Source organism: Bacillus sp. MT94 (genome assembly GCF_058792475.1).
The window spans coordinates 480431-493392 of record NZ_JBXAEZ010000001.1; the positions used below are offsets into that span (position 1 = coordinate 480431).

Annotated in this window: 11 protein-coding genes; 10 read left to right on the forward strand and 1 reads right to left on the reverse strand. The window is 35.2% G+C overall.

From position 1 onward, the window contains the following. Window positions 1–484 precede the first annotated feature (484 nt). The 3 genes from gntK to gnd are packed head-to-tail and all read left to right on the forward strand — an operon-like array spanning window position 485 to window position 4302. A complete protein-coding gene (gntK, locus tag AC1Q51_RS02370; protein ID WP_097821713.1) occupies window positions 485–2023 on the forward strand; it encodes a gluconokinase in 1539 nt (512 codons plus the stop codon). A gap of 14 nt (window positions 2024–2037) precedes the next feature. After that, window positions 2038–3387: a GntP family permease gene (locus tag AC1Q51_RS02375; protein ID WP_492331340.1), complete on the forward strand. Its 1350-nt coding sequence runs from the start codon at window positions 2038–2040 to the stop codon at window positions 3385–3387. An 18-nt stretch (window positions 3388–3405) separates the two neighbouring features. Further along, window positions 3406–4302 carry a phosphogluconate dehydrogenase (NAD(+)-dependent, decarboxylating) gene (gnd, locus tag AC1Q51_RS02380; RefSeq protein ID WP_000765981.1) on the forward strand — a complete coding sequence of 299 codons (897 nt, stop codon included), beginning with the start codon at window positions 3406–3408 and terminating at the stop codon, window positions 4300–4302. Between the two features lie 68 nt (window positions 4303–4370). Here gnd and AC1Q51_RS02385 read toward each other — a convergent pair whose 3' ends face one another. Continuing rightward, a complete protein-coding gene (locus AC1Q51_RS02385) occupies window positions 4371–5135 on the reverse strand; it encodes a DUF2711 domain-containing protein (RefSeq protein ID WP_492331341.1) in 765 nt (254 codons plus the stop codon). A 139-nt stretch (window positions 5136–5274) separates the two neighbouring features. Here AC1Q51_RS02385 and AC1Q51_RS02390 point away from each other — a divergent pair, with 139 nt between their 5' ends. The 7 genes from AC1Q51_RS02390 to AC1Q51_RS02420 all read left to right on the forward strand — a co-directional run bounded on the left by AC1Q51_RS02390 (window position 5275) and on the right by AC1Q51_RS02420 (window position 12781). Next, window positions 5275–6495: a glycosyltransferase gene (locus AC1Q51_RS02390; protein ID WP_492331342.1), complete on the forward strand. Its 1221-nt coding sequence runs from the start codon at window positions 5275–5277 to the stop codon at window positions 6493–6495. Between the two features lie 34 nt (window positions 6496–6529). Then, entirely contained in the window at window positions 6530–7684 is a 1155-nt protein-coding gene (locus AC1Q51_RS02395; protein WP_000422334.1) for a CgeB family protein, read from the forward strand. A gap of 144 nt (window positions 7685–7828) precedes the next feature. Then, window positions 7829–8365 carry an NADPH-dependent FMN reductase gene (locus AC1Q51_RS02400; RefSeq protein ID WP_000780355.1) on the forward strand — a complete coding sequence of 179 codons (537 nt, stop codon included), beginning with the start codon at window positions 7829–7831 and terminating at the stop codon, window positions 8363–8365. A 1-nt stretch (window position 8366) separates the two neighbouring features. Continuing rightward, on the forward strand, window positions 8367–9596 hold the full coding sequence (locus AC1Q51_RS02405; RefSeq protein WP_000097170.1) for an MFS transporter: 1230 nt from the start codon (window positions 8367–8369) through the stop codon (window positions 9594–9596). Between the two features lie 64 nt (window positions 9597–9660). Next, window positions 9661–10218 carry a YdcF family protein gene (locus tag AC1Q51_RS02410; protein ID WP_001045713.1) on the forward strand — a complete coding sequence of 186 codons (558 nt, stop codon included), beginning with the start codon at window positions 9661–9663 and terminating at the stop codon, window positions 10216–10218. Between the two features lie 100 nt (window positions 10219–10318). Further along, window positions 10319–11266: an ABC transporter ATP-binding protein gene (locus AC1Q51_RS02415; RefSeq protein ID WP_000614076.1), complete on the forward strand. Its 948-nt coding sequence runs from the start codon at window positions 10319–10321 to the stop codon at window positions 11264–11266. Between the two features lie 3 nt (window positions 11267–11269). Next, entirely contained in the window at window positions 11270–12781 is a 1512-nt protein-coding gene (locus AC1Q51_RS02420) for an ABC transporter permease/substrate-binding protein (RefSeq protein WP_000181022.1), read from the forward strand. The last annotated feature ends 181 nt before the right edge of the window (window positions 12782–12962 follow it).

The window sequence follows — 12962 nt, forward strand, 5'->3', positions numbered from 1 at the left end:
AATACTTTTCGGTTTTATAGTATGCAAGATATATTTACAAGATAAAAAATTGATAGTAGGGGGCCGCGCTCTATGTTTATCAAGATAAAAGACTAGTGAAACTAAAACAATAAACAAGAGCAAAATGCACAGAATTCTCATTCTGCGGGTAGTTACTTTTCTTGGCTTGATGGTTATGTAACGTGATCCCTAAAAATGAATATTGCTTTTCAACGCTTTTTCATGCAAATGAGTAGAACGTATGGAGGACTATGTATGTGTTGTTAATGAGAGGAAAGAGTGTATTGCGTAAAGAAGATAACGTAATTTTACCGCACGGAAAAGCTAAATTTAGTATATAAGTGAAATGGAATGAGGGGATTTACTTTTTGTTTTGAAAAAAATTTTCTTTTTATAACTTGATAAATGAAAAAATATTTTATATACTAATTCATGTAAACGGTTTACTAAATCGTATTTTGCTAGAAATGAAGGGAAGATTCGCATGGAAACAAGGGGGAGAGTAATCGGGATTGATATCGGTACCACAAGTACAAAAACGGTTGTGTTCACAGAAAAAGGAAAAGTCATTGCATCACATGCAATCGATTACCCAATTATTCAACCGAATGTAGGATGGGCTGAGCAAGATCCTGATGTAATATGTGCCGCTGTATACAAAAGTGTAAGCGTTGCCATTGAAAAAGGTAATGTATTACCAGAAGATATTTCTTCAATCGGTATTAGTACAGCTATGCACGCATTAATTGCAGTAGATGAAAATGGTGCGCCATTAACGCGTTCTATCATTTGGGCAGATAATCGAAGTACGAAGCAATCAGAAAAATTATTACAACAAATGAATGGGCATGAAATTTATAGACGTACAGGTACACCGATTCATCCGATGTCACCACTTTCTAAATTGTTATGGATGAAAGAAGAGGAACCAGAGTTATATACAAGTGCCTATAAATTCATTTCCATTAAAGAGTATGTGATTTACCAATTATTTTCACGCTACGTAGTTGATTATTCGATTGCTTCTGCTACAGGGTTATTTAATTTAGAAACATTAAACTGGGATGAAGATGTTTTGACTATGTTACATATGTCACCAGAACAATTATCAACCCCTGTACCCACTACATATATTTTATCAGGTATGAAGCCAGAATTAGCACAGAAGATGGGGATAAGTGCAGAAACACCAATTGTCATCGGAGCAAGTGATGGGGTTCTTGCAAATGTAGGAGTTGGTGCGATATCACCGGGTGCGGCTGCAATTACGATTGGAACGAGTGGTGCGGTTCGAACAATCTCATCAAATATAAATACAGATGAGAAAGGGAGAACGTTTTGTTACGCATTAACAGATGAGCACTGGGTAATCGGTGGTCCAACGAATAACGGCGGAATATTACTGAGATGGTTACGTGATGAATTTGGTAGTCCAGAGCAAGAAGTAGCAAGAAAGCTCGGCATTGATCCTTATGATTTATTAATTAAATATGCAGAAAGCGTACCAGCTGGAGCGGATGGGCTATTGTTTTTACCTTTCTTATCTGGAGAACGCGCACCTTACTGGAATGCCAACGCTCGTGGTACATTCTTTGGAATCAATCTTCAACATAAACGAGAACATTTTATACGTGCAGTGATGGAAGGTGTTTGTATGAGTGTATATTCAGTAGCACTCGCAATCAGGGATTGTACAGGGCCACTTACTGAAATACGAGTTTCAGGAGGGTTTGCAAAATCTTCATTTTGGAGACAAATGTTGTCCGATATGATGGGAAAAGAATTGTTTGTACCTGAAAGTCATGAAGCATCTGCGCTTGGGGCAGCGGCAGTTGCTTTATATGCTGTAGGAAAAATTGATTCTCTTGAAGAGGTAAAGGATTGGATTGATATTGTCCATCATCATGTACCGAATAAAGAAAATACGGCTATATATTTAGAAATGTTTTATATGTATGAACGACTTTACAATCGCTTGAAAGAAGAATTTGATTGTATAGCTGCTTTCCAACGTAAACAATAGGGGGATTGGGAGAAATGGTAGTTGGGATCGTACTAGCGGCAGTTGTCATACTACTTTTACTTATTACGGTAGTAAAATGGCATCCATTTGTCGCATTAATTTTAACAGCAATTGGTGTAGGGTTAGCAATGGGAATGCCTTTAATTGGAACTTCACCAAAAGATCCAGGAATTATTGATTCTATTAAACTAGGGCTTGGTAATACGTTAGGATTTTTAGCAATAGTTTTAGCACTAGGAACGATGCTTGGAAAAATGATGGCCGAATCTGGTGGTGCTGAACGTATCGCTAACACATTAATTAATCGTTTTGGGAAGAAACGAGTTCACTGGGCGATGATGTTCGTTGCATTTTTAGTAGGGATTCCGGTATTTTTCCAAGTTGGATTTGTACTATTAATTCCGTTAGTATTTACAATTGCGTTAGAAACTGGGGTATCACTTATTACAATCGGTATTCCGCTAGTAGCAGGACTGTCAGTCGTACACGGACTTGTTCCACCGCATCCAGCAGCAATGGCGGCAGTTGGTATTTTTAAAGCAGATGTAGGGAAGACAATTTTATATGCGTTAATTGTCGGACTTCCAACTGCAATTATTTCAGGTCCACTTTACGGGAAATGGATTGGTGCTCGTATACATAAGGAAGTACCATTAGATATAGCGGAGCAATTTGTTGAAAAAGATAATAAAAAAGAGCTTCCTAGCTTTTGGAATACATTGTTTACAATTTTACTTCCAGTATTTCTTATGCTTGGTGCATCAATAGCAGAAGTTGCATTAAATAAAACGAGTCAACTAGCAAAAGTATTACACTTTATTGGAGATCCGATTGTGGCTTTATTAATTGCAACCATTTACTCTTTCTTTAGCCTTGGTTATGCAAAAGGATTTTCTAAAGATAAAGTATTACAATTTACAAATGATTGCCTTGGGCCAATTGCAAACATACTGTTAGTAATTGGTGCTGGTGGTGCATTTAATAAGGTATTATTAGATTCTGGAATTGGTACTACAATTGCTGAAATGGCGAAAGAATCACATATTTCACCAATATTACTTGGATGGGGAATTGCTGCACTTATCCGAGTTGCGACAGGATCGGCAACTGTTTCTATGATGACAGCAGCTGGTATTGTTGCGCCGATTGCAGCAAGTACACCAGGTGTAAATGTTGAATTATTAGCACTTGCAACAGGTGCAGGGTCATTAATTTTATCACACGTGAATGATTCAGGATTTTGGATGATTAAAGAGTATTTCGGAATGACTGTGAAAGAAACGTTATTAACATGGACTGCAATGGAGACTATATTATCTGTAGTAGCACTTGGGCTAATTTCGATATTAAATATATTTGTATAGAATAGGAGATTGATTAATATGAAACTAGGATTAATTGGATTAGGAAAAATGGGATTCCCATTAGCTGAACACTTACATGAAGACAAGCATGAAGTAGTTGTATACGATGTAAATAAAGAGCTTGTAGAAAAGGCAGGAAAACTAGGAATTACTGCACGTCATACATTAAAAGAAATGATCGCTGAATTAGAAGCTCCTCGTACGATCTGGGTAATGGTGCCTGCAGGAGAAGTTGTAGAGTCAGTATTAAAAGATGTGTATCCGTTATTAGATGAAGGTGATATCGTTATTGAAGGTGGAAATTCATTCTATAAAGATACGTTACGCCGTGCTGAAGAAGCAAAAAGCTTCGGATTACATTATGTAGATATCGGTACATCTGGCGGTGTAGAAGGAGCTAGATACGGTGCTTGTTTAATGGTTGGTGGAGAAAAAGAAATTTACGACCAATTAGAACCTTTATTTAAAGATTTAGCAGTAGAAAATGGCTATTCTTATGCTGGCCGCGTTGGTAGTGGTCATTTCTTAAAAATGGTTCATAACGGTATTGAATACGGCATGATGCAAGCAATTGCTGAAGGATTTGAAGTACTAGATAAGAGTGACTTTGATTTCAATTATGAAGATGTTGCAAAAGTATGGGCGAACGGATCAGTAATCCGCGGTTGGTTAATGGACTTAACTGAAAAAGCATTTGCAGATGATCCTAAACTTGATGGCATTAAAGGTGTAATGAACTCTTCAGGAGAAGGGAAATGGACTGTTGAAACTGCGCTTGAGTTACAAGCAGCGGCACCAGTAATCGCGATGTCATTATTTATGCGCTATCGTTCTCAGGAAGATGATACATTCCATGGAAAAGTAGTTTCAGCACTACGTAATCAGTTCGGTGGACATGAAGTTGTAAAAAAATAAGGATGTTTTTGAAAAGAAACTTGTGCATAAGCGCAAGTTTCTTTTTTATAGTTTAAGAAATTACTAATTTAAAAATACCAATCAATCATCGTTTTTTTGTCACAAATGACAGCTTCAACATTCATTGATTGAACAATATATTCTATATTTTCTTCTTTAGCTAATAATAAGGTTGTAAAGGAATCGTATATACTCATAAACGCATACTCATTGTCTTCTCCAGTAATAATTAACTCATTATTGCTAATGTCCCAAATATCTAATGGAGTAGTATTATTTACCTGTAATAATCCGTTTGTATTAAGAATTGGTTCAGAGAAATATAGATTTTTTGCACCTTTAGAACCGAGGAGTTTAAGTAATTTGTGTAATAAAAATATAGACGTATAATCTTCTGTTGGATAATAAAGATCTTTTTTTAAGTTTGAATGTAGCTTTTCAGCTAAATCCTCTCTTTTATATTTTTCTGAAAAGGCACTAATGGAAGTCAACATGGCCATTGCTAGGTCTGCGTATGAATGTAATCCACTACAAGACATCATTTCCTTCCAAGAAACGGATTTCCCATTGTGAATGATTTCTTCAGCGCTAGGATAGATGTGCTCATATGGTCTTTTTCTCACAGACTTTTCCCATCCTAAAGGCATTTGGACAAATGGATGTAGCAATATAGCTGCAGATTTAAAATTACTTGGTAGTTGTTCTAAAATTGGTGATTTGTCATCTAGCCAAATGTAATCCAACAAAATATAACCTCCTCTTAGACTTTGAAATGTACGGATTCCCGTATTATGTTTTTTTGTATTGATTGTATCAAATATAAAGCGAAGCATGAAATATGTCCCAACATAAAAGTAAGAATAAATAAAATGAAGTTTTCATAAATAGTAAAAGGGTGCTTATGTCATCAGTATAGCTAAAAAATGTTGTTACATATGAGAAGAGCGTGTTAATAAAATATGAGGTGGTTAAATGGGAAATGAGCAAGTGAAGTCTGTAAAGGAAGAAAAAAAGTTATGTCTTTGTATGATTGTCAAAAATGAGTCTAGAATTATGGAAAGATGTTTAAATGCAACAAAATCAATTGTAGATTATGTTTCTATTTGTGATACTGGATCGACGGATAATACGCCTGAAATTATTGGAAATTGGTGTAAGGAAAATGAGATACCCGGGACGGTTCATCATGAGCCGTTTAAAAACTTTGGTTATAACAGAAGTTTAGCTGTTTCATTAGCGCAAAAAACATATCCAGAAGCAGATTATTTATTAATATTAGATGCGGATATGATTTTAGAGGTTGATCCGAATTTCGATAAAACGAGCTTAACGGAAGATCATTATCTTACATTGCAATATGATGTTCATATTAAATATTGGCTTACACGTCTTTTGAAAGCTTCTTTACCATGGAAATCTGTCGGTGTTACTCATGAGTACTGGGATATAGATCGTTCAAAAGTTGGAGCGAATTACAATACGAGGGTAGATCGGTTAGAGACTCTTGTCGTGAATGATCCCGGAGATGGCGGGAGTAAAGCTGATAAATTTGAAAGAGATGAGAGGTTGTTGTTACAAGGAATAAATGACCCAGAAACAACGCCAGATTTGCATATAAGATATTTATTTTATTTAGCCCAAACTTATTTTCATTTAAGTCAATTTGAAGATTCGATTAAATGGTATAAAAAACGAGTGGAAGCAGGGGGGTGGGTTGAAGAGGTATTCTATTCGTTATTGCGAATAGGATTTTGTTATGAGCAGTTAGCAAATCGTTCAGCAAATAAACAAAATGAAGTGACAGATGCTGATGAAAAAGAAACTGTTAAAGGGCAAGAAGAGCAATATTTAGCATTAGCTGTTTTTTATTTTCAAAAAGCGTGGGAATATAGACCAACCCGGGCTGAACCATTATACCAACTTGCAAGGTTGTATCGATTACGATCTCAAAACAATATTGCTTTGATGTATGCTCTGCAAGGGAAGGAAATTCCTTTTCCAAAGGATGATCTTTTATTTGTAGATTATCATGTGTATGATTACTTATTTGACTATGAAATTTCTATTAGTGCTTTCTATATACCTCATAAAAAACATTTAGGGGCCGTGTCGCAAAAGTATTTGGAATCGATTAAAGAAGAGATTCCATTTCATATAGCAAATGTAGTAGAGAATAATGCGAAATTTTATTAAATACATTTTCGGTTAAAGGAGTAGTGGAGTAATCATGGAATTAATGCGATGGGCGATTGAACTAGGAGAATCGGTGCATGGAAATACGTATGAAGAATTGATGCCACTACTAGACTATTATTATGACCGTGATCATTTAAAAGCGTATTGTATCGCAAATCTTCTTTTAAACATGGATGTATTAGATGAACATCGTGAAAGAATCGAATTAAGAAGATGCATCGCTGCTTATTATGCTGGATTATATAAAGTAGCAAGAAAACATGCAAATGAGTTAGTGCTTAAACATCCGGATGTAGATTTATATAAAAATAATTTAAAATTAATGGAAGCTTATTTGAATAAAGAATATGATTATTGTCTTTTTATATGCCCAAAGACATACGGTAGTTTCATAGATGTTGCGCGAGCTTTAAAGTGGCGGTTGGAGCAGGAGGGAAATACAGTAATTATATCAGAAACAATACTGGAAAATGTAAAGAATACAGTTGTTTTTGGAGCACATACATACGCATATAACCCGAATCTTCTTCCGAAAGATGCAATTATTTATAATTTAGAACAGCTATACGAAGGAAGTCCATATGCACACCCCCTTTATTTAATATTATTAAAAGATAGAGTGATTTGGGATTATAGTAAACAAAATATAGAATGGCTAAAACAAAAAGGGGTAGGAAAAGAAATAAAACATGTAAAAATGAACTATGCTCCAACTTTGGAAATAAAAAAAGATGCATTTGAAGATGACATTACTGAAGATATTGATATTCTGTTTATAGGTGCTCTTAATCCGAGGCGGCAAGCTATTTTTGATCATCTAAAAGCGATTGCCCCAAATTTAAATATAGTTTTTAAAAATAATGCGTGGGGAATTGTTAGAAATGAATTGATTGCTAGAGCTAAAATTATATTAAATATTCATTTTTACTTATCAGGAATTCTTGAAACACCTCGCGTGTCTTATGCAGTCGCAAATAAGAAATTTATTATTTCTGAAAATAGTAATCCAGAAGATGAGGTAGAGTGGCCGGGAATTGTATTTACTCCGTACGAAAAAATAATTGAAAACGTAATGAAATATATAGAATTACCAGAAGAACGGAAAAAATTAGCGGGAAAAGCATATAATCATTTTGAAGCAAATGAAAGTTTAGGTACATTGAGTCTGAGAGATGAAACGAAGTAATTGTGCGAAACTCATACGAAAGTATGAGTTCTTTTTTGTTTATCATACTATTTTATGAAACAAGTTAACTCTTTATATTGTGTTTTGTATAGAAATTTCTGATAATATATAAGTAGAACTTGAAAACAAAGGGGAGAAATAATCATGAAACTAGTCGTTATTAACGGTACACCAAGAAAATTTGGTAGAACTCGCGTGGTGGCAAAATATATTGCGGATCAATTTGAAGGGGAATTATATGATTTAGCAATTGAGGAGTTACCTTTATACAATGGAGAAGAGTCACAACGTGATTTAGAGGCAGTAAAAAAATTGAAAACGTTAGTGAAAGCTGCGGATGGGGTTGTATTATGTACACCAGAATATCATAATGCGATGAGCGGTGCGCTGAAAAACTCTTTAGATTACTTAAGTAGTAGTGAATTTATTCATAAACCAGTTGCGTTGTTAGCGGTTGCTGGTGGCGGTAAAGGTGGAATAAATGCATTAAACAGCATGCGAACGGTCGCTAGAGGTGTTTATGCAAATGCCATTCCAAAACAAGTTGTGCTTGATGGATTACATGTGCAAGATGGTGAACTTGGGGAAGATGCCAAACCATTAATTCATGATGTAGTTAAAGAATTAAAAGCATATATGAGCGTATATAAAGAGGTGAAAAAGCAACTAGGAGTGGAGTGATATGTCCTCACTTTATCATGATTCTCGATTGTATTACATTCTAGGGGCCAATAGTCTATCTGCTATTGGTTCCGGAATTGTTATGATAACGATTCCGTGGCTGTTAATTAAAGAGAGTGGAGGAGAGACAACGTTTGGTTATGTTTCTATCATTGCAACCCTCATTATGTTTTTATTAACACCATTCATTGGGCAAAGTATTGATCGTTTTTCAAGAAAATCTTTATTGCTATGTAACGAAGGAATCGGAATTGCCGTAATTGGAATAATGGTTATATGGGGATTTGCTGGGCAACCTTATCATTCTATTCACTATATTCTTATTTATATAGCCGGATCATTCTACTATTTATTATTTTATCCTACAATATTTGCGTTCAACCAAGAGATATTTCAAGCGGAACATTATAAAAGTTTAAGTGGAACGATGGAAATACAAGGACAGTTAACACAAGTTATTTCTGGAGCGGCCGCGAGCTTCTTAATTGAAATTGTATCTTTGAAGTGGATTTTGTTAGTAGACATGTTAACTTTTGCTGGAGCATTTTTTCTTTTCTTATGTATACCGTACGTAAAGAAAAAAGAAGTGAAAAGAAAAATAACATTTAAGAAGCAATTGTTTGAAGGAATTCACTTTATGAAAAAACGTCCTAAGCTCTTTTGGTTCTTACTGGCTACTTATATGCCGTTTATAGGTGTCATGATGGCAAATTATTTAATACCCGTGTATATTTCGGATATACTCAAAGCCAATGCCTCTGTATACGCAGTAGAGGGCACGATGTACGGTGTCGGAGCGGTTGTTGCAGGAATTTGTATTCCACTCATAATGAAATATGTCAAAACAGAAGTTTCAATCGTTATGACGATGTTCATTTATGTAATTTCAATTACCGCAATGAGTATTGAACCTTCCGTAATGTTGTTATATGGACTAGCGATTTTTCATGCAATTGGAAATGCGGGGACAAGAGTGGCGAGAAATGTATTGATGATGGAGGAAATTCCAAATGAAGTAATGGGACGTGTAGACAGCTTATTTCGCCTAATTGGTACTGGAATACGAATTTTATTATTAATGTTGTTTACAGCGGGTGTATCTAAAGTGGGAGTCATGCTGCCGTTTTACGTACTAAGCTGCATATTGATCTTCTCATTAGGAATCGCTATTTATTATGTACTATCACAACGTAAAGTAGCGGCGCATGTTTCTAATAAATCAATCGTTTGAAAAAACACTTCTGCCTCCCTTTCTTTTTCTATATAATAACAAGAAAGGGAGTGAATACTTATTTATGAACAAATGGATCTTTCTTATAATTTTATTATTACCGCCACTATACATCATTTATATGACGTTTCGAATGAACAAAGTTGCTCGTGAAAAGTTGAGCTATCACTCTCCGTACGTTCTTATACTGGGTGCAAAGTTATTTGGAGATAGACCGTCTTTATCTCTTCAAAATCGTTTGGATGTAGCGTTGGAGTATTTATTTTCCCATCCTGAAGCGAAAGTAATTGTTTCAGGTGGTCAAGGAGAAGATGAAGATATACCGGAAGCTCATAGCATGAGAAATTATTTAATGGTACACGGTATAGATGAGAGTCGTATTTTAATAGAAGATCAATCTACAAATACGTATGAAAACTTAAAATTTAGTATGGATTTATATAATGTGAAACATGCGGTAGTTGTAAGTAATACATATCATTTATATCGAACGAAAATAATTGCAAAGCGTTTAGGCATGAAGATGGAGGCGCTAGCTGCTGAAACACCAATTCGTTCTAAGAGAAAAATGTATGTTCGCGAATATGCTGCTATTATGAAAACAATATTGTTCGACCGTTAGAGCTCAAATGCGAGCTCTTTTTTAATTTAAAAGCGTATCATTTGAAATGAATGCCATATTCCATCAAAATAAAGGAAACAACAGTAAAGGAGTTGTGTTTGTGATTCAATTTAATCATGTGTCAAAATCGTATGAAGATGGCACGAAAGCAGTGGATTCATTGCATTTAGAAATTAAAAAGGGAGAATTTTTCGTTCTCATCGGTCCGAGTGGTTGCGGGAAAACAACGACAATGAAGATGATTAATCGTTTAATCGAAACGACTGAAGGATCGATTTTAATCGATGGAAAAGATATTCAACAATATAATATAAACGAATTACGTTGGGATATAGGATACGTGTTGCAGCAAATCGCTTTGTTTCCTCATATGACAATCGCTGAAAATATTGCAGTTGTTCCTGAAATGAGGCAATGGAGCAAAAAGGAAATAAAAGCACGCGTCGATGACTTGTTACATATGGTTGGATTAGATCCGGATATATATCGAGATCGTATGCCTGATGAATTGTCAGGAGGACAAAAACAACGTGTCGGTGTCGTGCGAGCATTAGCCGCAAACCCGAAAATCGTTCTTATGGATGAACCATTTAGTGCGTTAGATCCATTAAGTAGGGAACAGCTTCAGAAGGATATTGTACAGTTGCAAAAAAAGATTCAAAAAACAATCGTGTTCGTAACACATGATATGCAAGAAGCATTATCACTTGGAGATCGCATTTGTATTATGAAAGAAGGAAAAGTTGTTCAACTAGATACACCAGAAGGAATTATACATAATCCGAAAAATGAATTTGTAGAGGAGTTCATTGGAAATCGTGGACGAACTTGGTATGAGGAGAAAAGTGTAGCAGATGTATTGCCGCTTGATCAAAGTGTGCAATTAGAAGGGCAGGCACTATCATTACATTCTTCTTTACAAGAAGCGTTAGTTCGTGTGCGTGATGAGGAAATCGTTCCAGTTGAAGAAAACGGTCAATATATTGGAGCGTTAACAAGTCGTCATATCGTCAATTATATTGTTGAACAAATGAAGGAAAGAGGCTAAACAGTGACTAATTTTATACAAACGTTCCAAGAACGAAAAATAGAATTACTAACTGCATTAAGTGAGCATTTACAAATATCGCTTATTTCATTATTTTTTGCAGTAATTATAGCGGTGCCACTTGGCATTTTATTAACAAGAAAAGAACGAATGGCTGAATTTATAATAGGAACTTCTGCAGTAATGCAGACAGTGCCATCACTTGCATTACTCGGACTATTAATTCCGTTAGTAGGAATCGGAAAACTTCCAGCGATTATTGCATTAGTTGTGTATGCACTATTACCTATTTTACGAAATACATATACAGGAATAAGGGAATTAGATGAATCACTAATAGAAGCCGCGAGAGCTATGGGGATGAATAGTTGGAGAAGGCTGTGGAAGGTAGAGCTTCCTCTTGCATTGCCTATCATTATGGCCGGTATTCGTACAGCGATGGTATTAATTGTTGGAACGGCTACATTAGCAGCTCTCATTGGTGCTGGTGGGCTCGGTAAGCTTATCTTATTAGGCATAGATCGAAATGATCATGCACTTATCATTTTAGGGGCCGTACCAGCCGCGTTACTCGCTTTATTCTTTGATATAGTACTTCGCATACTTGAACGACCGAAACGCTCTTCTAAGCGTGTTATATTGACGATATGTATAGTTGTAGTAATGATTGCTTCTCCATTTCTTTGGAGTACAGAAAAGAAAGATATTGTTATTGCGGGCAAACTTGGATCAGAACCTGAAATTTTAATTCAAATGTATAAGCAGCTTATTGAACAAGATACCGATTTAAACGTACAATTAAAACCAGGTCTTGGAAAAACAGCATTTGTATTTGAAGCGTTGAAATCCGGGGAAGTAGATATATACCCAGAATTTTCAGGAACAGCTTTATCTACTTTCGTGAAAGAAGAACCAAAGAGCACAAATCGTGATGAAGTATATGATCAGGCTCGCATTGGAATGGAAAAGAAATATAATATGGTTATGTTGAAGCCAATGGAGTATAACAATACATATGCACTAGCCATGCCGAAAAAAATAGCAGATCAAAAGAATATAAATACAATTTCTGATTTAGGGAATGTTGCGCAGGAAGCCAAAGTAGGGTTTACATTGGAATTTGCTGATCGTGAAGATGGTTATAAAGGAATGCAAAAATTATATAACTATAAGTTCTCGAATGTTAAAACGATGGAGCCGAAGCTGCGTTATAGCGCAATTCAATCTGGAGATGTTAACGTAATTGATGCATATTCAACAGATAGTGAATTGGAGCAATACGGACTGAAAGTGCTAAAAGATGATAAAGGGTTATTCCCACCTTATCAAGGGGCACCATTATTAAGAAAAGAAACGTTACAGAAATATCCTGAACTTGAAAAGGTATTAAATAAATTATCTGGAAAGATTACAGATGAAGAAATGCGAAAAATGAATTATGAAGTTAACGTAAATGGTAAAAGTAGTGAAGAAGTCGCAAAACAATTTTTAGAAAAAGAGAATTTACTTCGTTAAATTTACAAGAAATATACAAATTTATATGTTTGAAATGACCGTTCATTACAAAATGAGCGGTTTTTTTGTGCATACTTATACATTTTTTCAAAAAAGTATTCCATTTTTGTTCATTTTCTTTTAGAATAAGTAATGTTTTCCTGAAAAAATATAAGAGAAACGTCTATTAGAGAAAAAGGTG